The following is a 21,967-nucleotide window of genomic DNA, read 5'->3' as shown; positions in this document are numbered from 1 at the left end:
TGTATTTTCGGTGCTCCGAGGCTGTGGTTCGACTTCCACTTTGTGATCTTCGGTTCACGCCGCGTGCAGCCTGCCGGACCATAGTTTCGAGCGAGGAGGATTTTATGGGGAGTATGAGGGAGACCTCTGACGAGGCCGCCGACGATGTGGCTAGCGCAGCGGCAGACGCGGCTGCAGCGCACGAACTACTCTGCGAATTACGCACCCGGATTACGACGCAGCCGCTCCCCTACCAGTACGGCGTTGAAGCGAGGGCGCTCGAGAGCCTGTGGGAAGTCTTTGCGCAAGCCCGCTTGGCTATGAAGAACAACCCGGGCTGCAAGCGCTTCGCTCAGGTCACCACCGACATGCTCAATGTTGAGCTGCGGCCGGTGACGGCGAAGTGGCACCGGGCGCACGCCGAGGGGCGGCTCGGCTCTCGGGATGGCGCCGACGCGTTTCGTGCCGACCTTTCGGCCGTGCAGGTGAAGCTCAATGCATTCGCGGACATCTTGCACGTGATGGCCTATGGCACAGCGCGCCGGGACGCCTTCGCGCCGCCGGTCCTCGGCGAGGACGGTCTTCTCGAGCTTATGGCGGACCTGCCCTTCGGCTTGGCGGCCGACAAACAGATCCCGGCGCAGACTGCGGCCCAGATCAGCGCCGCGGAGACGGCCGCGATTCGCCTGCGTCGGGGCGAAGCCGAGACCAAGGACCCTCCGGTCAACGCGGTCGGCCTCGGCCTGTCCGGAGGCGGCATCCGCTCGGCCTCGTTCTGCCTCGGCGTGATCCAGGTACTGGCCGACCGCAAGCTTCTGCGTGACGTCGACTATCTCAGCACCGTCTCGGGCGGCGGCTACGTCGGCGCCTTCCTGACTCGCCGGCTAGACGACGCGGCCGGCGAGGCCGCAGTCGCCGCCCCGCACGGCCCGGACACTGACGCGGTGCGCTACCTGCGCCAGCACGCCAAGTACCTCTCGGCCGACCACCTCAAGGAACGCTGGGCGATGGCCGTTGCGGGTCTGGCTGGGATGGTGCTGAACTGGACTGCGCCGCTGTTTCTCGTCGCGCTGTGCGCCTTCGTGCTGCTGGCCGCGGACCCAGCCCTGTCGATGGTCCCCTGGCGCTTGGTGTTCCTTGTGGTCGGCGGCGGCGTGTGCCTCGGCCTCGTGGTACAGGCTGTGAGCCTGCGCAGGCGCGAGCGGGACAGTCCGCTGCTGGCCTGGGTCGTCCTTCTTGCGGCCGCCGCCGTCGTCGTCGCGCTCATTGTTTGGGCCCTGCACCTGGAAGGCATCCGATGGACGACAAATGTCACCGTCGCCGGCGTCGTTGCGGCAGCGGCGGCGGCGACGCCGACACTGCTGCGCTTCCTGCCCGTCCTGCGCAGGCCGGCGACGCGCAATGCATTGCTCAAGGCAGCGCTCGTGCTGGGCGGCATCGCGGTCCCCGTTGGCGCAGTGCTGGCGACGTATGGGCTGTGGAGGCTCGGCCACGTGGACGCCGACGCCGACGCCCATTTGTTCGACCCGCGGCGCTACGGGGGCCCTGGACTCCTCGGCCTCCTCGTGCTGTGCCTCGGGCTGATCGCCTTCTTCCTGCTCGACATCAATCTCACAGGCCCGCACCGACTTTACCGGGACCGCTTGGCGCGGACTTTCGTGCGGCGCGACCCGCACGACGCGAACAGCGTTGTCCTCGCTGCGATTAACGCCACGGGGCACGCGCCCTACCACCTGATCAACGCGGCGGCCGATCTGCCCGCCGGCACCAGCTCGGCGCTGCGCGAGCGGCGAAGCGACTTCTTCCTGTTCTCGAAGGGCTGGTGCGGCTCGCCCAGTATCGGTTATTGGCCGACTTCGAAATGGCGCGCGGGCCGGCGCGCGATCGACCTCGCCACCGCAATGGCGATCTCCGGCGCGGCGGTCTCGCCGCAGATGGGCCTTGGCTCGATCTCGAGCCTCAGCGCGCTCCTGAGCTTTCTCAACGTGCGACTGAACTACTGGATCAGGCGTCCCGGTGCCAAGACGCCCTTCGCCGTGCCAGGCTTCGCCTGTCTGTTGCGGGAGATGACAGGCGTCGGGATGAGCGAGACGGCCGCCTGGCTCAGCCTCTCCGACGGCGGCCACATCGAGAACATGGGCGTCTACGAGCTGCTCAGGCGGCGCTGCAAGTTCATCATCTCGGTCGACGGCGAGGCCGACCCGCTGAGCACGTTCCAGGGACATCTGACGCTCGTGCGCCACGCCCAGATCGACTTCGGTATCCGGATGGAGCCAGATTTGCGCGACCTGCGCCCGGACCTGACCACCCGCTTCAGCCAAACCCACGCCATGATGGTCCGCGTCCGCTATCCGAAGACCGCAACCCAGGAGGCCGGTGACGGTTTGATCCTCTACCTGAAACTCTCGGTCACCGGGAACGAGGCCGAAATCATCAAACGCTACCGCCTGCTCCAGCCGGACTTCCCCCACCAGACGACATTGGACCAATTCTTCGACGAGGAGCAATTTGAGGCCTACCGGCAACTCGGCGTCCACGTAGCCGAGGGCCTGTTCTCACCGGCCCTGGTACCCGGCGACGGGCATCCGCCGAATGTAAAGACTTGGTTCGGCTCGCTCGCCGCGCAGATGCTCGAGCCCAACGCGGCGAGCGTTTCGCCCTAAGCTGTCGCAGCGGGATCCGTCGGCGAGCGCATCGTATTACGAAGGGACTTGGCCTTATCTACCTGATCTTGCACAGCTTTAAGGCAAGGCGATCGGGGAAGCCTCTTGATCGCGACCGATGACGCCTAGAATTGTTGACGCACAGGGCCCCAGCAATGGGCGAGCTTCGCTATACCGCCCTTAGCAGCATCTCATAGGTAACCAATCGGCTGACACCACGCCCGGTTTGAGTGACCTGACCGGCTGGCTTTGGACCGGGCTGATTGAGAGGATCAGCCAGGACTGGAGGAGTCGGCCATGCGGCGAGGTCAGAAGACGAGCGCGGAGCAGGTCGTGCTGAAGCTGCGCCAGATCGAGGTGCAGACGGCACGAGGCAAGAGTTTGGCGCTGGCGTGCAAGGAGGCGGAGATCTCCGAGCAGAGCTACTACCGCTAGCGCAAGGAGTACGGCGGCCTCCAAGTCGACCAGGCCAGGAAGATGAAGGACCTGGAGCGTGAGAACGCGCGGCTGCGGCGGCTTGTGGCCGATCTGTCCCTGGTGGGTCAGGTGTTGGCGGACGTCGCCTCGGGAAACTTATCGCCCCCGAGCGTCGCAGGCAGGCGGTGGATGGCATCCGGGAGAGGTACGGTCTCTCGGAACGCCACGCCTGTCGGATCGTCGGCCAGGACCGCGGCACGCAACGCTATGTGCCCACCGTGCCGGCCGACGAGGATGCGCTGACCCAGGCCATCATCGCCCTGGCGTCCGAGTACGGGCGCTATGGCTACCGACGCGTCACCGCGCTGCTGCAGGCAGCGGGCTGGCAGGTGGGCAAGGACCGGGTTCAGCGCATCTGGCGTCGCGAGGGGCTGAAGGTCCCCAACCGGCATAGGCCACGCAGCCGCCTGTGGCTGAACGACGGCTCGGGCAAACGCCTACGGCCGCTCCATCGCAATCACGTCTGGAGCTTCGACTTCGTACAGGCGCAGACGCACGATGGGCGGAGCCTGCGCATCCTGACGCTGATCGACGAGCACAGCCGGGCTTGCCTCGCCTTGAAGGTGGCGCGGCGTATCAACAGCGTCGGCGTGATCGAGGCCCTGGCGGAGGCGATGTGCCTGCACGGCATCCCGGAGCACTTCCGCTGCGACAATGGCCCTGAGATGATCTCGAAGGCACTGCGCAAGTGGGTCGCCAAAGCTGGCTCGCAGATCCAGTACATCGCACCCGGCTCGCCGTGGGAGAACGGGTACTGTGAGAGCTTCAACGGCAAGCTGCGCGACGAGTGCCTGAGGCAGGAGATCTTCCACTCACTGAAGGAGGCACAGATCGTGATCGGTCTATGGCAAAGCACCTACAACCGCGTCCGACCACATTCATCGCTCCGCTATCGGCCACCCGCGCCCGTCAGCTACCCGGATCTGGCCTTCCAGCTACCCATGGCAGCGGCCATGCAGTAGCCTCGCAACTAGCCCGGTCCAAAATACCGGTCAGGTCACCCGGCTCAGCGCTCTGCCAGCCGTCTGAGCCGCGCTCTCGCAGTTACTCGCTATGGGCGCTCGCCATCTAGCTGCAGCGTCTCAAGCCAAGCACCGAGCCGCCTTACGACGCGGGCCTGATCGCGGACATGCGGGCAGTCAGCCGAGCGTGGGTTGCCGCGTGCATGCCCTTCCGACGCGAAGGAAGGTGGCTGAGTGCACCATTTGGCGGAGTCTCACCCGCGATGCGCTTATAGAGGCGCCAGACCCGAACGATGTCATTGATTCCCTGCGTCCCGTGCTCGACGGCGTAGCAAAGCCCGTGAGCCTCGCGAGAAAGGAAGCGACCAATTTATCCGGGCAGGTAAAGCCGGCAGGCCCGAGCGCCTGTCTGTGGGCGCTCGCCGAAGCAGGCGTTCCAATCCGCCGGATCTGCCGACGCCTGGGTCGCAGCTGCGAGATGGTGCGTGCGGTCTTGCGCGGCGAGCGTTCGGACGTCTTTCGGGGCGTGTCGACCGCAGCTCCGCGGCTCATGGCGCATCAGTTACTGGCATTTCGGTGTAACCCCGTTCAGGCGGGCGCTAACGGCGGTGAGGCTGTTCCTGGCTCTGGGGTCCCTGAGACTCCGCGACTAGAGCAGGTTGTTTTTTGACGGAATCGAGGTTCACGGGCCGGCTGTGGTCTGGTTGTCTGTCAGCCCTGCAGCGGAGGGCGATGTGGGATGACGCAGCCCTATTCGGAGGATTTACGCGAGCGGGCTCTGGCCCGCGCTGAGGCCGGCGAGACGATCCGGATGATCGCTCGGGCTTTGGCGATCAGCCCATCCTGCGTCTCGAAGTGGCGCAAGCTCAAGCGGGAGACGGGCACGCTGAGCCCTGGGCAGATCGGCGGCCACAAGAAGCCGGTGCTGTCGGGTGAGCCGGGCACATGGCTTTCCGAGCGGGTGCGGGGTGGGCCGTTCACCCTGCGGGGCTTGGTGGCGGAGTTGGCCGAGCGCGGGGTGAAGACGGACCTGCGTGCGGTCTGGGTGTTCGTGCGCGCCCAGGAGCTAAGCTTCAAAAAAAACGCTGCGGGCGAGCGAGCAGGACCGGGCCGACGTCGCGCGTAAGCGCCAACGCTGGCAAAGGCATCAGGCGAAAGTCGATCCGCGCCGCTTGGTCTTCCTCGACGAGACCTGGGTCAAGACCAACCTGGCACCGTTGCGCGGCTGGGGACCGCGCGGCCAGCGCTTGGACGCGCAGACCCCACACGGCCACTGGCGTACGCTCACCTTCATCGCCGCGCTCCGCCATGACCGGGTCAGCGCGCCCTGGGTCGTCGACGGGCCGATCAACGGCGCCATCTTCCGCCGCTACGTCGAGACCGTCCTCGTCCCTGAGCTGAAACCGGGCGACGTCGTCATCCTGGACAATCTTGGAAGCCACAAAGGCAGAGCCGCCCGGGCTGCCATCCGAGCCGCCGGCGCGCATCTGCTGTTCCTGCCGCCCTACAGCCCCGATCTCAACCCGATCGAGCAGCTCTTCTCAAAGCTCAAGCATTTCACCCGAGCCGGCGAACCCAGGACCGTCGAGGCCACGTGGCGCCGCGTCGGGCACGTTCTCGATCTCGTCGCGCCCAACGAATGCGCCAACTACCTCACCAACTCAGGCTACGCTTCCGTGTGAAAACAACACGCTCTAGGTGTCAGCAGTCGCGAGCGCGGCGGCGCCGCGCTGTCAGTCCCGCGACAGGGCGAGGACCGGCGGAGGCGGTGCACTCCGATGAGGGCGCAACGGTTGCAACGCTTGCCACGGTTGCAACGGTTGCTCGCACCGGACTGCACCGGGGCGCCGCCACGGTCGCAGGGGGTGTTAAACTCCTACCGCTGAAAGGAAGGCCTACCGTTGCGACCGTTGCAACCGTTGCGATTGCAGCAATATCAAGGGCTTAGACCGCCACGGTCGGGCCCTGGCGCAACGGTTGCACCGTGGCGGGGCGCACCACACCTCAGAATGGCACTCCATCTTCCATGTCCACTGCCGTGATGGTGAACTTGCGCCCGTCGTGCGCCTGCCGGCTTTTCTGAATGGTGATGTTCTCCCTGTCCCGGAGGGTTCGGGCAGCGCGGTTGAGCCTCGCCCGAAGCGCTCGGGGACCCGACGGCCAAGTCTTCGAGTTCCGCTCCACGTCCTCTTGGTTCAGCAGAGCGAGGAGCTGCTTAGCGGTCCCCGCCCATGTTCGCACACGGCGGCCGTGCTCGCATCGCTCCTCCTGGTATCGCATGAACGCGACGACTGCTTGGGCGACTTCGTCCCCCTCCGCGACCAAATCGGCGGTTGCCTCCGCGTTCTCCATGTAGGCGCGCATGAAGGTGCCCCGCTCCCAGCCGCAGGCGACCTCGCACGCAGTCACCCAGTGAGCAAAGTCGGCCATGCGGGGCAATTCTGTGAGGTGCGTCTCCGGCAGCTCCCTCAGGCCATGAACGGCCGCATTGAGCAGGGCGCCCAGGATACTCGGGCGTGCGGCCTCGAAGGCCTGCCACAGCTCCTGCTCTGGCCGCCGCTTGTCGTTCTCAATTGGCTCAAGGGTGACCGAGATCGTTCGGTTGGCAAGATCGGGGCGGGTCACTACCTCGGGAATGCCGTTGAGGATCATGGGGCGCTCGGCTACGAAGAGGGTCTCGTCCTCATCAGTGTAGTTGGTGCGCTCGGCATGGCCGCCGCCGGTTGCGATGCGACAAAGGGTGTCCGACATCCAATCAGGAATCCAAGACAGATTGTCGAAGCCCAGCACGCGGTTATTGTTGGCGCCGACGAACAGGCTTCGGTTGTCCCTCGGCGGGGCTCGCAGGGGCACGTGGTTGGGATCGATCAGCGCCCTAAGGGCCTTACAGAACGATGTCTTGGCCGAGCCCTCAGGTCCCGAGGTGGCGAGGATCGGGTATGGGCCACGCGGGGACAGGGCGCCCAGTAGCCACGATGCTGCAAGGACAAAGTCCTCCTCAGTCTCGACGTTCACGAAGGCGCGCAAGTCAGTGAGATGTCCTCCCCGCGCTGGGGTCGGCAGGGGCAGCATGCCCTTGGTCCTGCGGAACCGAACGGGCGGGCTGGCGATCACGCGCCAGCCCTCTGGGGTTACCTCAACCGCCTCCCATTGGTCATTGCAAAGGTCGAGGAAGATGCGTCCCTCGGCTCCTGCGACGCGAAGGGATACATCCCGCACTGGGGCGCCGAAAAGCGCCTGCGCCTCAACCGCAGCCACTGCAGCGTCTAGGGCAGCTTCGCTGGGAGGCTTGCTGGTACGCTCGTAAGCCCGGCGCGTCAGCCACAGCCTGAACTCCTTGGATTTTACAGGCCAGGTCTCGCGGCGCGTGCCGATGAGCAGGTCAACGAACGCCACCATGTCGGCGGTATGGAACCCGTCGATTTCGCCTGCTAGCGGAGCCAGGAGGTCGGGGGAGCCTCGCCCCTTGGTCGCGCGCGCCTTCAGATCATCATGGGGGCGCTGCATGCCACGCTTGAGCGCCCCTGCGATGGTGCGGAGAGTGGATTTTCGCTCGTCGCCGTGCATCAGCCCGCAAGCCTCAGCCGCGGACAGCATCACTCGGCGCACTTCCTCAAGCCCAATCCAGCCTCGCGGAACCATTGAGGCGAGGTGGAAGGTGGCCCTGTTCAGGGCATTATTGCGTTGCCCCTCAGGAGCGTTTGCCACCTGAGCCCCGTATCGCTGCAGCATGATCGCCGAGTAAGCTCCCCCATCTTCGCCGTGATCTTCGAAGATGGAGGTCTCCGCGCCGCCCTGCTCAGGCGTCCCGGCCTGCGAGTCCGACAAATCCTCCCGTGCACTCCAGGCTTCGAAACCGGCTGGAGACAGTTGTCTACGGTGTGCCTCCTCGAGAAATTCGTTAGGCTCAAGCGCGCGATCAGACGAAGTCGCGTACCTCGTCGTGAGTTCAGCGCGGAAGTACGGCGCATTCAGCCAGCTTCCGTGATCGCCGTCATCGAGACTATTCTGCTTGGGGAAGATCTCGGCTGAAGCGAACCCTAGTAGTCCAGCCAAGTCGCTCAGAAACGCTCGCGCATCCCGCGCCGGAACAGGCTCGCTGAAAAACGCCAGGAGGTGCGCCCCGCCCGACTTGGAGCAGCACACGATGAGAGGGAGCCCAAGGCGCTCGATTTCCGCTGCGAGGCGTTTGTGATTTGTGGCGCGGTACTCGTCCACATCGATGCAGCCCCACCGACATGTGCCGTCGTCCTGGATAGGGATGACGCCGAGCGGCACTGTCCCTTCCAAGTGCTTGAGCCATAGAGCCGGAGTAGCAGATCCAGGTAATGTGCGGTAACCTTCCGGAAGAACCTTTCCGCGTTCGGTGCGCCGTTTCCGGATCGGATCATGAGTGCCGTGATGCCGCTCGTTACCGGCGAAAACTTCATGGAATTGGGCCGCAAGGTGTGCCATAGCTTCGGGCTCGCGGTCGCTGGTCCTAAGCCGCTCGTCGGCCTTGCTGAAAAGGGTGGTCATAGTGTATCCCGGGCCGGACTAAGGCAAATGCCACTAAGAGCGGAGACCACCTCGGATACATTTCTTCCGCGCGGGCGAAATGGTCGCTCTAATTCATCGTCAGCGGCGTCAAGGAACCTCCAGACATGGCCTTTGATTTCGGCCTCAGATGCCGTTCTACTTAGATTCCAGAATTTACCGTCGAAAAACCGGAGAGTGGGCCAGGTAGAGTGGAATGCCCGCGCAATGCTCATAGGATCGTCGCGCCGCAAGATCAGACGTTTTGCTGTATCACGTCGGATTTCTATATCGGACGTATTGATATTAGCGGGCGATACATTGTTGAGTGTACCATCTGTGCCGCCTCTGATCAGTTGTTTATTTCGAGACATGGTTCAGGCCACCTCCCCGTAGCGCGAGGTTGAGGCAAACGTACGTTCCTCAAGCCAAGTGAGGACATCGCTCCGGCGATAACGGATGCGGGCAGGGGCAATGCGGATGAACATCGGCCCGTAGCCCCGAGAGCGTCCGATCTCGAGGAACTGGGCTGAAACGCCTAGCCAGGCTGCCACATCACGTGTGGAGAGCAGGTCGTCGAGGTTCCCTTCTCCAAGTTCCGCGAGATGTGATGCACGGCGATCCAAATGATGTCGCCGCGATCGAGAGGAGCTTGTATTTATTGAAATCAACGCCGCATTGTCGGCGATGTCATTCTGCGGGGACTTGACCAATATGGCCTCCGTCGGAGGCACCGGGCACCGTAATAGGCTGCCCAGTGCTCTCGCACCAAAGCAACCTTCGGTTTGCAAGGCCTGTGGGGCAGCCTAGCGGCGTTGTCAGCGCCCGAAGAGTCGGTTTGCGGTCCTGAGGGCAAGGCCAGCCCAGGTACCGGGACCCTTTCTATGCATGCCAGGAAAACCCACTCCTGGCGGCGGGTTAAACTTAGTACGTCAGTTTGTAATTGTAAAGCATACTAGTGCAGTGGCGCGGACGGATGATTCACGCTGATGGCGAGACGTGCGAGTCTGTGCGATGGCTTAGACGGTATGCGTGCTCCTGGATGCGAGCGACGCGACACGGTTGGCTGCGATCGCCAGCGGCCGCTCCCGGCCGCTCAAGCACATCCAGCGCGCCCGCATCGTCCTGCTCTTAGCCGAGCGCTTGAGCGTCCAGGACGTCGCCCGGCGGGCACGAGTCAGCCGCCCGGCCGTGTGGCGCTGGCAGCAGCGCTACGCCGAGGCGGACGTCGAAGGTCTGTTGCGCGACAAGACACGTCCACCCGGCACGCCGCCCCATTCGACCGAGACGGTGGCTGAGGTGCTGGCGCTGACCTGCTCGGAGCCGCCGGGCGAGGTCACGCACTGGACCGGCCGGGCCGTGGCCCGCGCGGTCGGGACTTGGTCGCGCGCCGTGCACCGGATCTGCGACGCTCACCGCCTCGAACCGCATCGACTGCGCACGTTCAAGCGCTCGCGCGACCCGGCCTTCGCCGTCAAGGTCAAGGACGGGCACCCATCGAACCTGTTCGATGGTATCCCCGCTTCGTCGGCCTCTACATGGACCCGCCCGCCCACGCGGTGGTGCTGTCCATCGATAAGAAGAGCCAGATCCCGGCCCTGGAGCAGACCCGCACCGACCGTCCGCTCGCCCCCGGCCATCCCGCCGCCCAGACCCACGACTATACCCGTCACGGCACCACGACGCTCTGTGCGGCCCTCGACGTCCGGGCCGGTACCGTGCTCGGCCGCTGCATGCAGCGCCACCGGAACGGTGAGTTCGTCCGGTTCCTCGACGCCGTCGAGGCCGCCCCGTCCGGCAAGGCGATCCACGCCATCCTCGACAACGTCGCCACCCACAAACATCCGAAGGTGCGCGCCTGGCTGGCTCACTACCCGCGGCTTCACCTTCCACTTCACCCCGACCTCGGCGTCGTGGCTCAACGCGGTCGAGGGCTTCTTCTCCGCGCTGACCCGACGCCGCTTGCGACGCGGTTCCTTCACAGACGTCGTCGATCTGAAGGCGGCGATCAACCGCTACATCGCCTAGCACAACCGACGCGTTAGACCATTCGTCTGGACCAAACCCGCCACCGACATCCTCGCCGCCGTCAGCCGATCCCCTGAACCATCCGTCTGAGTCAGTGCACTAGGTCGCGGACTCATAAGGCACGCAGCCAGACACGCAGGGCTGCGATTTTGACGCTGGCCAGGAAGTTGTCGGGATCCTTGTCGTAGCGGGTAGCGACGGCTCGGAAGTGCTTGATCTTGCTGAAGAAGCGCTCAACCAGGTTGCGGTACTTGTACAGGAACGGGCTGAACGCCAGTACCTGCTTGCGGTTGGGCATCGGCTTCACATTCGCCCACGCGCCCTGCTCCGCCATCTGTGCTCGCAGCGCGTCATTGTCATAGGCCCGGTCACCCAGCAGGATCTGACCTGCACCCAACCCGCCCAGCATGTCGGCCGCTGAGCGTCCGTCATGCGCTTGGCCTTCCGTGATCTTGAGGGCCACGGGACGGCCCTCGGCATCCACCAGCGCGTGGATCTTGCTCGTCAGGCCGCCGCGCGAGCGACCCATGCTACCGGATCGGCCGTCTTTTTTTGGGCGCAGGCGGCATGCTGGTGCACCCGCACGCTGGTGGCGTCGATCATCTGCAGGTCGCCCTCGTAAGCCTTTGACACGGCGTCCAGAAGTCGATCCCAGATGCCGCGCTTGCGCCAGCGCCGAAAGCGGTTGCCGCAGGTCGTATGCGGGCCGTAGCGCGCCGGGATGTCGGCCCAGGGTGCACCCGTGCGCAGCCGCCAGAAGATCCCGTTGAGCACCCGCCGGTCATCCACGCGCTCCTTGCCGCGCACGTCCGTCGGCAACAGCGGCCCGATCACCGCCCACTCCGCATCCGTCAGATCAAACCGCGCCATCCAAGTCCCTCCTGCTCAGAGGGCTAACAGCGCCGCACCTCAACCGTGCCAGCCGTTATGGGTTCGCGACCTAGGGCGTTGGAACACGCCTTGCAGACCCAGGCTCGTCGTTCTTCCGCGCCTTAGCGCTGAACTCTGCGCACTACGTGTTTGATCTCCCGGTGTGGTGGGCTAAGTCTAATCGTACATAATATTACAGAAAATCGAAATCTATCTGACCAATGAAAAGGTCCAAGATCAACGCAGTTAGCATCAGGGTCGGCGGCATTTATCTTTAGTAGAAGTGCTCCAAATTACCGCCAAACCTAAGACAATGAAGGGGATAGTCAGTGTTTGTCCCAGATTTATCGGAATACTTGAGTGCAACGGTTGAAAATTGTCCTTTAAGAACTCCCATGCGAAGCGCGTGATGAAGATGCCAAGCATACCGACCCCAAACGTAAAGCCAGGGGCAAACTTCTCCCGACGCATGTACATTGAACACGTAACGAAAAACAATGATAGGTAGGTCAATGCTTCATATATTTGCACTGGATGGCGCGGTAAAATATCATGCTGCTTAAATATAAATCCCCAAGGTAATTCGGTCCGCTTTCCGATTATCTCGGAATTCAATAAATTACCTGCGCGAATTGCCGCACCAATTAGGCACGCCGGTATTATCAACCTATCAAACAGCCAAGATATTGTGTAGTCCTTAGTGCGGTGCTGAAAAAACCAAATAGCAACGAATACTCCAAGTACACCTCCGTGGCTAGCAAGCCCACCGCGCCATATTTGTGGTATCTCGATTGGATTCCGATAGTAATAATCGTATTCCCAAAACAGACAATGCGCCGATCTGGCGCCAACAATGATGCCAACCAGCAGGTACCCGAAGAGCTTATCGAGGTCTCCACCATTCTTCCCTTCATGCTTTGCCATCCATATTACAATTTGGCAACTGACAATGACGGAAATCATAAAAAGTAAACCATACCAACGTATTGTGATGGGTCCAAAATCGAGCAGGGTGGGGCTGGGATTCCAAACTATCATTATATGCCCAGTAAAGAAATTGTTTGCACTTCTGAAAGAGCGCGACGAGCCGGGCATCTACCGCTGGCACGCGCTCGATTGGGCCCGTGAGCAGACCAAGATCGAGCATAGCCTAATCAAGCCGCGCTGCCCGTGGGCGAACGGTCAAGTCGGGCGGATGAACCGCACCATCAAGGACACGGCGGTCAAGCGCTACCATTACGCCAGCCACGACGACCTCCGACCGCACCTGCGGCTGTTCGTGGTCGCCTACAACTACGGCCGCCGGCTCAAGATTCTGCGCGGTCTCACGCCCTACGAGTTCATCTGCCAGACCTGGACGAAAGAGCCCGAGTGCTTCAGGTTCGATCCGTCACACCACTTGCGGGGACCGAACATCTAAGGGTGAAGCCCGCGGCGATCGACCAGCAGGAGCGCAGTTCCGACAGGATGAGCGTCGGCAGCCCCTCCTGTTGCCACAGAAGCAGATCCGCGCGAGCTTTCACATGCTGCGAGCGCCGGTCGTGGGCATGCGGTTAAGCCGCGATCCGGCCCCTCGCTCGAAGCTCTGATGAAAGTGAATTACGCTTGCGGGACTGATCCCGATGCAGTGGATCGTCTCACGACGCTAGGCGCCCTCACGCACCGCCTTCACGGCACGTTTGAGCAAATCTAATAGTAACGGTGAAGCGATCGATCTCCCCGTCGAAAGCTGACAGAAAAATGTATCGACTCCCAACAGTGAGCCTCGACACATTACAACTTATTAGAGCGGGCCTCCTCTAGCATCCGGAATGAAGCGGCAGTGCCCCAGCGCTGCTGGAAAGAGCAAAGAATCTGCGCCCGATCGGATCGCAAACCTAATCAGTTCGCAATCACCGGCACGCGTATCGTGGCTGTAAGATCCTGATGAGCGCTCCAGTTTTTAAAGTGCATACAAATAGTTCCTGTATCAGCAAACTTTTCTGTGTTGAAAGACTTAGCATAACCGTCAAAGTCAAATATGCCTACGGCTTCTCTCGAGTCATCAAGGATGTACCCAGCGGGGAGTTTTCCACAAAGCCGTCTACATCTAGCCCAGTCCTGGGGAATTGGCACTGGCAATTGATCAAGTAAGTTTTCGTTGTCTTGAGGAGCGCACTGAGGATCATTAGTTCCTGATTGTAGCCGCCAACTAATTTTCTTTATTACAATCGACGCAGACGCTGTGTTTCCGCTCCCATCTACCTCCAGATTCTTTGTTGGACCTTGCATCTGAGCGATGGCTTGGCCGATACCGGCGATAGATACCGCAGCGCATGTGATTGCGCAAAACCCGAATGAGGGCCGATGAGGCATATGAACGATCCTTCCTCCAATCTAAAAAAGCCTGTTAGTCCGGGCTGTATATGACCAACCGAGCCGATGCTGGATTTAGTTCATTGATACCGCCCTTAGCACCCACCGCCACACCGACCATTGACGCTATTTCTACATTGGCTTTCCGGTCTGCATTGGGGCGTGCCTCCGCTTGGACTACTTCTGTCCTCACACCAACAGTTTCCAGTGCTGCGAACGCCATCGCCGGAAGGTCCAAATACGCCGTTAGTTTCACAGGCAGGAAGACCCAGTAGCAGAAAGAAACGCGCATATAAAAACGCCCTTTTCATTTTTGATCTCCTATGGAAACTAACAGGGGAGATTGCATTGCCCCCTTTCAGCAGGGCATTCACTCTTTCTAACGCACTGGGACACCAAGCGTTCTTTAGTTTCGCACCAACAGTGATTCAAAGCAATATCAGCAAATTGAGACGCAGGAGCGACACCTAGGCTAAAACTTGCGAGATCGCAGCCGCCAATAGGGACGAAAAATAATAACGCGGACAATGCTAGGATTTTCTTCATTTCGTTTTAACCTCAAGCCGCGCATCAATGCCGATCAATTCTTGGTTGCTGAATTGTCTTTGTACATTCCCCTCTATATTATAAGGACGGCCTTCGACTTCTATAGGAAGGTCAATACGAGAAACAAAGGTCCGCAGTTCCTGCCCCTTCAATACGGTACTAATCATATTACCAAGAGCCACACCGATGGGCGGAAAAATTGCATTTTCAGCTGCGCACCTCAACGCATCTTCAATTGGTATGGCGGGGCACTGACGCTGCATGTAACCTGTTGTAAATTGTTTTATTTCGAGGTTGCTTGCACCGAGTCCTAACTCTGCCTGGTATCGACGATCTTTGTCGTCCACCAAGGTGCCTTTCAGCTTTAGCTCGTCTGTACTTTCAGCGTGCGCCGATAGACTTGTTGCTTGAAGTCCTTGAACCGGAAGGCCGGATGTTTCAATTTTTATTGGATTACTGGGTAGGTATAAGCTTAAAAATTTATTTGCCGCATTCAATGGTACTCGGACATGCGCAACCTCGTTGCCAGGGGTTCCAACAAAATCGCGTAATTCAGCTTCGCTGGGAAAGGCGACCTCATTGGTCGCATTAGCTAGCCGGCCGGCAAGCAGCATGCCCGAGTTTGTGAAGTAAGGCTTCACAATCATGGAAATCGGCGCGGTGGATGAAGCATGAATTGGGATAGGATTGATTTTGGCTGTTTTGACTATGTTCCCTTTGCCAGTTATATCAGCGCCGATCCGATCACGATCTTCCTTTGATTTTATACTGTCTGGGGGGAATGCAGTTTCAACAACATTGAAAACGAACTTGTTGTCGATCCACGACACTTTTACCTTTAACAAAAAAGCCTCGGCATAAGATGCCCCAATCCATTTACTTAGATCTTTCTTTTCTTTTAGACTAGAGGCAACTTGCGGCAGAGTATAAGAGCAATCTGCTTTCTCTAGTACCTGAGATGGTCTTTTATAATGCGACCACTTAAATGTTTCAGATGGCTCGCCCACATATGCTATCGCGATTACGCTTGCGTCATTTTCAGCTAGAGCTCCACAGTAACGAAAATCTGGTATCGTAACTGTTAAGCTGCGGTCTGATACGTTTATTTTCTGCGTAATCGGTGTGAATATCTTCAGAAAACTGTTTGATACATCGTCTCCTAAAGATAAAACTATTGGTTTTTCAGGGATGGTTTCGCCACACAGATCATCTACTTTTGCTTTGGTAAATCCTGCTCTAGATAGCGCCAATCTATCCTCTGCAGTGCATCTCTGAGCAGCGGCAATTTGAGATGAACAGAACAGCACAAATGCGGCTGAAGTACCGATCTTGGAAACGGCTGCCGCCATCGAGGTCCAGGAAGCCATTACTTCACCTGCCTTGATCATGTGAGCTGCGCGACCGTCGGCGAGCCGATTCGTTACATTACTTACTTTGCCTCTGGTTGTCCATTCTGATTTCTCTCGCGTTAAGCAGCCTTGGCTCTTGGCCGGGCAGTGGTATCGACCGAGCGCAAGCTTTCCGCCTGGAGGGTATTTAGCAGAACATTGTCAAGCTTAAGATGAACCGCGCAGGAGAGATCTTTGACCGGACGGTACGCTGGAGCGAGTCTCAACCCGTCAAAGTATAAGCATCATCGTCGCAGCTTGCGGCTGTGAATCAGAGCCGGTCCCGCGCCGCTTAAGACGGGTCAGCGGGTGGCGCGTTGACAGACGAAGGGGTTTGCTCATGTCTTCACCGTTGTCTGCGGACCTGCGCAAGGGTGTCATGTCTGCCGTGTCAGCGGGTGCTTCCTCTCATCGCGCCGGGGCTCGCTTTGGGGTCAGCGTGTCGAGCGCCAGCCGCTGGTGCGGGCAGTCTGCTCGAGGCGGTCACGACGCGCTCAAGCCGATGGGCGGAGGTCACACCTTGAAGCGCATCGAGGCGCATGCCGGGCTGATCCTGGCGACCTCCGAGCAGGAGCCACATCTTTTCCTGCACGAGCTGCGCGACCGACTGGCTGGGCAGGGCGTCCAGACCAACACGAGCTGACTATCGCGCTTCTTCCAGCGACACGCGGTCACCTGGATAAGGGGGCGACGTTCGCAACTGAGCAGGAGCGTGCGGACGTAAAGGCCGCCGAAGCGTGATCGAGGTACAGCCTGAGCTCGATCCGGACCGGGTGGTGTTCATGGATGAGACGGCGGCTGCCACCAACAGGGGGCGCCGCTATGGTTGGGCTCCGTGCGGCGAGCGCTGTCGGCTTGCAGCCCGGTTGGGCCACGACAAAACCACGACTATTACGGCCGCCTTGCGCACGAGCGGGCTGTGCGCGACCGCGCTGTTGTATGGTCGCCTCTTCGGCGACACCCCTTTCGGCGCTATTCTCAGGGTCCTTGGACGCCTGGTCTTCGCCATCACACAGGCGTGGGTTAATCACGCGCAGAACTCTTGTTACATCGCCATCGCAAACTTATTGCGCGGCGCGCCCTGCGGGAGGTGGGGCCACACGTTGCAAAGGAGCAAATCGCTAATGCACCTAACCGAATAGCCGGGCAAGCTGCCGAGGAGGTCGGCAGGCCAAAAGTGCGGATCGACAACATTCAGCTTGGCAGTGTCAGTCTTCGTTTTGATCGCGTTAATCCAATGGCCGCTCGCGTGCGCATCGGTAACGTTCAGTTGCAACATCCTGCTGCTACCGACACGATCGCCCGTTCAGCAGCATAATTCAAGGGGCAGACGCGAAGTGATCATGTGCTCCGCGAATCCTATTTCGGTGCCGCTTCGCTGAGGTCCGCTCCAAACTTCTAGTTGCATGGTCGGTTACGTTGCTTGAGGGTTTTGGAAGTGGTCTCTCCTGACTCTCACCTTTGATCTTGAGAGTTGGGCGGGGCTTCGCATAGCCGCTTAAGCCTATCTGTAACTCGCTGTGCAGGCTGCCGGAGCCTTTCCGCCGTCATAATAACGTAGCCCGACGTGACATCGCGTCCGAGCGAGTGGTTCACGAGTGCTGAGAGCCCGAGAGGCGAGATGTCCACGCTTTCGGCCACGGTCACAAAGGTCCGCCTCAGATCGTGGGCGGACACACGGATGCCGGTCGAAATTGCGATCTGCTCGAGCGGGTAGGCGGGTTCCTCGATGTGCCCGCTCGCGCTGTCCGCCGAGAAAACAAACGGTCCCTCCTTGCCTACGGCCCGTCGTGCCGTCAGCAGGTCCTGGACAACGTCAGTCATCGGGAGATCCAGCTTCCTTCCTGCCTTCGTGTTGGCGGCAGGCAACCGGATGACACGCTCGGCAAAATCTATGTGCTCCCAGCGGAGTGATGCAGCTTCGCGCCGCCGCAGCCCCGTAAATAGAAGCAACAAGAGGTAGTCGCGAGCGACCGGATTGGGCAGGCTGAGAACGCCTTGGTAGAAACGCGGCATCTCCTCCGTCCGTACCACCCGCTCTCGACGACGTTCTTGATACCACTGCCGTTTGAGGCGTCTGACAGGGTTCGTCGGCAGGTTAGGATCGCGGTCGGCTGCGTAGTTCCAGAGGAACCGCAACGATCGCATCACGCCGTTAGCGGTGGGCTCACCATTGTGGCGCCCCGCAGCCTGGATCTCCGAGGCAATAGCCCGATGGCGTGCCTCCACCAGTTCAGGTGTGATGTCCCTGAGCGGCCTATCCAACCAGACCTTCAGATGTCGCTCAACGCTCCGGCGGTACTCCTCAGCCGTAGTCTGCCGCAGTGGGCGGGCGGCGAGGTACTCCTCTAGGACAGCGCGGAGCGTGAGGATTACCGTGGCCGGAGCTTTTGGATCAATGCCGCGATAGAGATCCGCGAGCGTAGCCTCAGCGCGGCGGCGCGCCTCATCAATAGGAACCACGTTGGTAGGCGCTACTGTCACGCGCCGCGTGCGCCCGTTCGGAAGGTCGCGCTGAACGACGTAGGTTTTTGCATTCGTCTTTCCGGAGCACAGCACGCCGAATCCGCGCAGCTCGGTGTCCCAGTGGAGCACCTGCCGCCCTGACGCGTCGGGTGCCGGCAATTTTTCGATCACCCGTTGTGTTAGCTTGAGGCGGGGCATAGTGCTGTCCGTCAAATAAGGAAAATGGGGGCTCAAACGCCGCCCTACGGAGCTTTACATCGGCACTACGTTATTGGGTCTGCGCCTAAAAATAAAGCGGAGATAATGGGTTAGGATCTGCGGCGCCTTATTTTTAAAACGGGAGAGGGCGTGCGCCTGCAAACTACGAATCTGGGGGTCAGAGGTTCGAATCCTTTCGGGCGCGCCATCACTTATCTAGACTTTAAGACATCACCGAATCGACCGGGGCAACGCTGCGGCTAGCAGCGGGACCACTCGAGTTCAGCTTCCGCGCACATTGGATGCGCGAGCGGCACGCGTGAACGGCAGGCTGATAAAGCTGTCGACAGCGTCCGCCCCCTGGAACCGCTCAGCGCTCCATCCGTAGCATCCGTGTCGCTGATTGATACGGGGGCCATCATGATGGCGCTGGGCGTGTTCTGTGTCGTGGCAGGCGTCAGCATGGCAGCCGGATCCCTGTGGTCTCCGCGTTACCGTGCCATCCTTGAAGTGATGGGTGGCAGCCTGTTCCTCGCCGGGCTTGGCTTCGCGGGAGCAGACCTCACACTGGCGTCCTGATCCAGCCCCTCTCTCGGTCCGTGACCCTGGGCGACAGGGTCCCGCTCGGGCGGCTGCCACGAAGCTAAACTCTTTCGTGATCGCTCCTCCGGAACCATCAATCAGCGCCCTGCCTTCCTCAAGGGGTCGAGGACGTTTTGCTGCCCCCCTCGATCCGCTGGTTATCCGGCTCCGACGGGCGGCACGAGAGGAAGCCTCCCTTGCGCACTTCGATGATCACCGCCGCTCTCCTGGCCGCGTTCAGTGCCGCCGCCTTTGTCGCCCCGGCATCGGCAGCCCCTCTCAGCCCGGCTCCAGCCGCGACGGTTGCCGGCGCCCCGGACAGCATCACCGACATTCGTTGGCACCCGATCCGCCGCATGCATCGCGCGGAACGTCGCTTCATGCATCGGCATTTCCGCCACCGCAGGTAGCAGCTCGGCGGCTGCTGCCGGCGACGCCATCTGAAGCTCGGCCGCGGAGGACACCGCTGCCGGGCCTTTCTTTTGCGATCTGGGGCAGGGGCTCGGCGCTTGGCGGTAGCCGCTCCTGCCCGTCCACCGCTTCCCCCAGATGGCCAGGGCGGACGAGGTGCCCAGGTCATTCTTCCAGATCCCGGTCCCCACCACGCAACCACACGATCTGTGAGGTGTGGTGATTTTCGCTGGGCCCAGGCTCGGCTCCGGATCGCTACCGTCCTCGAGGTCCGGCTCGCCGTCGATCTCGTCCAGACTCTTGCGCCGAGCCAGCGTCCACGTCGCCTTGAGCGCGCTAAGGCACGGCCGCGTCGATGATCAGCAAGCCACGGGCTTTGCCGGACGTGGCGTCGAGCGTCGTGACGGCGCGCCACAAGCGCTCGCTGCCGACAAGAAAAGGCCGGTAATCCCCGTTCACATCGCCGACAAAGACGAGATCGCGGTCCGGGAGATATCCGAGGATCGGCGAGAAGTGCCCGGCGCCCCGGCCGAACAAGGGCCCCCGGTGGAAGTTGACGATCAGCCGCTTGGCGGGATCGTTGCCGCTGATCATCGCCGCGCGGAATTCGGGCAACGAGAGATCACGGACAACACGGACCGGACGATCGAGCCGCCTTCGGATCAGCTCCGCCAGCTCATCCAGCGTCAGCCCGTTCACCAGCACCCCGAACCAGGGCTGAAACGCCGTGCCGCGGAGCACGTCGGTTTGTGAAAAATCGACGCCGAGGGAGCGGAGCAGGTTCGCCACGCTGGCAGGACCGCAGAAGCTCGGGTTGCTCTGGTATTCGTAAGGACGACGCCGGTACGCCGCGGCCACGGGCAGGGCCCAGGCCCGCGCCAGAAGGGCAGGATCGTGAAAGTCCGCGCCTGTCGCGATCGAGATCACGGACGGGTCGGCGTTCGGGCTGACGAGACGCAGACCGAGGATCGCCGCGCCGAGGATCCCGACCAGGAGCGCGATCGCTCCGAGGACAGCGGACCGGCGGCGCCTCCAGCCACGGCCGCGTCGCACCTGTTCGGCTACCATGCTGCGAACCCTCCGCTCCGAATGGGATTGCGCCCGGCCGCTACGGGTCCAGCCGGATGGCGAACAGGCGCAGGACGGCACAGGCTCCGCGCACCGGCCGAACGGCGACGATCCGCGCCTCGCCGGAGGTCGCATCCTGAACCACGGACTCCGAAACGATGCAGTCGCAGGCCAGGGTGCGGGTCATCTGCTCCAGGCGGCGGGCCACGTTGACGGTGTCGCCGACCGCGGTGAACTCGACGCGCTCCGCCTCGATGGTGCCGATGAAGACCGAGCCGCGGTGCAGCCCGATCCCGATCCGGACCGGCGGCAGACCCGCTTGCTCCCGCTCGCCGCTCCAGGCCGTCATCGCGGCCGCGAGTGCGCGGGCCGCCGCCACGGCGCGATCGGTATCTCCAGGCGCCGCGTGCGGCACGCCGAACACGGCCATGACCTCGTCGCCGACGAACTTGTCGACAAGGCCGCCTGCCGCCTCGATCGCCCGCGCGGTGCGCGTCCGGAACTCCGCGAGGAAGGCCGCAACCTCGCCAGGCGCCAAGGTCTCGCACAGACGGGTGAAGCCGCGGATGTCGGCAAACAGCACCGTCGCCGCCTGCTCCCAGCCGGCGCGCAGCGCGACCGAATCGGTCTCGGCGACCAATCGGGCGACCGCCGGCGCAGCCAGGCGCGCGAGGTTGTCGCGATGACGCGTCGCGATCCGGGCCGCGGAGCGCAGGCGCTGCGTCCGCAACGCGAGCCACGTCAGGGCAAGCCCGGCGAGGCTGAGGGTGACGGGTTCCGGCGCCGTCGCGGTTGCGAGTCCCAGAAGCAGCGGCATCGCCGCCGCGGCGAGGAGCGGGGCGCCCCATGCCGCGGCGGTGTCGCGTTGGCGGACGGACTGCGGCCCGGCTTCCCGACGCTTCCGACCGGAGCTGGGACCGGCGTCCACCGTCGCCGTGCGGGCATCCGGAAGGGACATCGTTGGCATCAGCAGCCCGAGCAGACGCGGTTGATGATGCGCTGCGCCTTGAGGTGCTCGCGCTCGACGGCGGGAGAGCGGGAATCTTGGCCTTGCGAGGCCGGGAGGGGATGGGCCGTCGCGGCCGGGCTCGGAACGTCGGGCTGTGCGAAGCGCGGGATCGGCTGCGACCACGCGGCATTCGGGGCCGCCAGCGCGAGGACAAAGGCTGCGATCGCGGCGCCTGCCGTAAATCTCGTCCGATAGTGGATCATGGTTCTGAGCTCCGGATTTCGGAGCCTCATGCGTACATCTTCGATATTTCGCCGCTGTTCCGCAAAGCGGAAATGCTATTACAGCGGAAATGTGGCAGATATTTTCCATATCTCGAGGGATGTTCTGATCAATATCTATTTAATTTTTGGGCTGGCGTGAAATCACGCGAACGGCACCCGGTCCAGCGGGCCGGGTGCCGTCATAGTCACAGAGAGGGCGGCCACGCGTCCTGTAGCGGCCCTCGGC

At 61.8% G+C, this 21,967-nt stretch carries 10 protein-coding genes and 5 pseudogenes; 7 read left to right on the top strand and 8 right to left on the bottom strand.

Going from position 1 to position 21,967, the window contains the following annotated elements:
- The first annotated feature begins 113 nt into the window (after window positions 1-113).
- The 3 genes and pseudogenes from AC3WSN_RS20420 to AC3WSN_RS20410 all read left to right on the top strand — a co-directional run bounded on the left by AC3WSN_RS20420 (window position 114) and on the right by AC3WSN_RS20410 (window position 5,763).
- Window positions 114-2,642, top strand: a complete 2,529-nt coding sequence (locus tag AC3WSN_RS20420) for a patatin-like phospholipase family protein (RefSeq protein WP_492540371.1) — start codon at window positions 114-116, stop codon at window positions 2,640-2,642.
- Window positions 2,643-2,939: 297 nt separating this feature from the next.
- Window positions 2,940-4,081, top strand: a pseudogene (locus tag AC3WSN_RS20415) (IS3 family transposase).
- 739 nt (window positions 4,082-4,820) lie between these two features.
- Window positions 4,821-5,763 (top strand): IS630 family transposase gene (locus tag AC3WSN_RS20410; protein ID WP_447715880.1). Its coding sequence is split into 2 segments (ribosomal slippage): window positions 4,821-5,156 and window positions 5,158-5,763, totalling 942 coding nucleotides; the frame shifts between segments, so codons are not numbered across the junction.
- A 322-nt stretch (window positions 5,764-6,085) separates the two neighbouring features.
- Here AC3WSN_RS20410 and AC3WSN_RS20405 read toward each other — a convergent pair.
- A complete protein-coding gene (locus tag AC3WSN_RS20405; protein ID WP_492540369.1) occupies window positions 6,086-8,599 on the bottom strand; it encodes an AICE element replication initiation protein in 2,514 nt (837 codons plus the stop codon).
- 1,029 nt (window positions 8,600-9,628) lie between these two features.
- On the opposite strand from AC3WSN_RS20405, the pseudogene AC3WSN_RS20400 reads away from it, so the two are divergent.
- Window positions 9,629-10,714 (top strand): annotated as a pseudogene (locus AC3WSN_RS20400) (IS630 family transposase).
- 22 nt (window positions 10,715-10,736) lie between these two features.
- Here AC3WSN_RS20400 and AC3WSN_RS20395 read toward each other — a convergent pair.
- Window positions 10,737-11,494, bottom strand: a pseudogene (locus AC3WSN_RS20395) (IS5 family transposase).
- A gap of 252 nt (window positions 11,495-11,746) precedes the next feature.
- Window positions 11,747-12,532, bottom strand: coding sequence for a prolipoprotein diacylglyceryl transferase (gene lgt, locus AC3WSN_RS20390; protein WP_492540367.1), 786 nt, complete (start codon window positions 12,530-12,532; stop codon window positions 11,747-11,749).
- Between the two features lie 97 nt (window positions 12,533-12,629).
- Between lgt and AC3WSN_RS20385 the strand changes: the two are divergent.
- A pseudogene (locus AC3WSN_RS20385) lies at window positions 12,630-12,914 on the top strand (integrase core domain-containing protein); the annotation flags it as partial.
- A 1,477-nt stretch (window positions 12,915-14,391) separates the two neighbouring features.
- Here AC3WSN_RS20385 and AC3WSN_RS20380 read toward each other — a convergent pair.
- Complete coding sequence (locus tag AC3WSN_RS20380; RefSeq protein ID WP_492540365.1) at window positions 14,392-15,783, bottom strand: hypothetical protein; 1,392 nt, start codon at window positions 15,781-15,783, stop codon at window positions 14,392-14,394.
- Window positions 15,784-16,123: 340 nt separating this feature from the next.
- Here AC3WSN_RS20380 and AC3WSN_RS20375 point away from each other — a divergent pair.
- Window positions 16,124-16,739: pseudogene (locus AC3WSN_RS20375) on the top strand (transposase); the annotation flags it as partial.
- Between the two features lie 499 nt (window positions 16,740-17,238).
- Here the strand turns inward: AC3WSN_RS20375 and AC3WSN_RS20370 are convergent.
- The gene (locus AC3WSN_RS20370) at window positions 17,239-18,447 is read right to left on the bottom strand and encodes a tyrosine-type recombinase/integrase (protein WP_492540363.1); all 1,209 of its coding nucleotides are present in this window, start codon (window positions 18,445-18,447) and stop codon (window positions 17,239-17,241) included.
- Between the two features lie 393 nt (window positions 18,448-18,840).
- Here AC3WSN_RS20370 and AC3WSN_RS20365 point away from each other — a divergent pair, with 393 nt between their 5' ends.
- Window positions 18,841-19,026 carry a hypothetical protein gene (locus tag AC3WSN_RS20365; protein WP_192710237.1) on the top strand — a complete coding sequence of 62 codons (186 nt, stop codon included), beginning with the start codon at window positions 18,841-18,843 and terminating at the stop codon, window positions 19,024-19,026.
- A gap of 750 nt (window positions 19,027-19,776) precedes the next feature.
- Here AC3WSN_RS20365 and AC3WSN_RS20360 read toward each other — a convergent pair.
- The 3 genes from AC3WSN_RS20360 to AC3WSN_RS20350 form a co-directional block, all read right to left on the bottom strand.
- On the bottom strand, window positions 19,777-20,367 hold the full coding sequence (locus AC3WSN_RS20360; protein ID WP_492540360.1) for a phytochelatin synthase family protein: 591 nt from the start codon (window positions 20,365-20,367) through the stop codon (window positions 19,777-19,779).
- Window positions 20,368-20,548: 181 nt separating this feature from the next.
- Entirely contained in the window at window positions 20,549-21,466 is a 918-nt protein-coding gene (locus tag AC3WSN_RS20355) for an adenylate/guanylate cyclase domain-containing protein (protein WP_492540358.1), read from the bottom strand.
- An 8-nt stretch (window positions 21,467-21,474) separates the two neighbouring features.
- Window positions 21,475-21,720 (bottom strand): hypothetical protein, encoded by a 246-nt coding sequence (locus AC3WSN_RS20350; RefSeq protein ID WP_192710201.1) that lies wholly within the window; start codon window positions 21,718-21,720, stop codon window positions 21,475-21,477.
- Window positions 21,721-21,967 lie beyond the last annotated feature (247 nt).

The sequence above is a fragment of the Methylobacterium sp. FW102-HT35C08 genome, assembly GCF_058790235.1.
The sequence above is the reverse complement of the archived record's forward strand: the minus strand, read 5'-3'. Positions and strand labels throughout refer to the sequence as shown.

Excerpts from the sequence above, each read along its gene's own strand:
- AC3WSN_RS20405 (WP_492540369.1), bottom strand. The coding sequence starts at position 8,599 with ATGACCACCCTTTTCAGCAAGGCCGACGAGCGGCTTAGGACCAGCGAC.
- AC3WSN_RS20370 (WP_492540363.1), bottom strand. The coding sequence starts at position 18,447 with ATGCCCCGCCTCAAGCTAACACAACGGGTGATCGAAAAATTGCCGGCA.
- AC3WSN_RS20350 (WP_192710201.1), bottom strand. The coding sequence starts at position 21,720 with ATGATCCACTATCGGACGAGATTTACGGCAGGCGCCGCGATCGCAGCC.
- AC3WSN_RS20355 (WP_492540358.1), bottom strand. The coding sequence starts at position 21,466 with ATGTCCCTTCCGGATGCCCGCACGGCGACGGTGGACGCCGGTCCCAGC.
- AC3WSN_RS20420 (WP_492540371.1), top strand. The coding sequence starts at position 114 with ATGAGGGAGACCTCTGACGAGGCCGCCGACGATGTGGCTAGCGCAGCG.
- AC3WSN_RS20380 (WP_492540365.1), bottom strand. The coding sequence starts at position 15,783 with ATGATCAAGGCAGGTGAAGTAATGGCTTCCTGGACCTCGATGGCGGCA.
- lgt (WP_492540367.1), bottom strand. The coding sequence starts at position 12,532 with ATGATAGTTTGGAATCCCAGCCCCACCCTGCTCGATTTTGGACCCATC.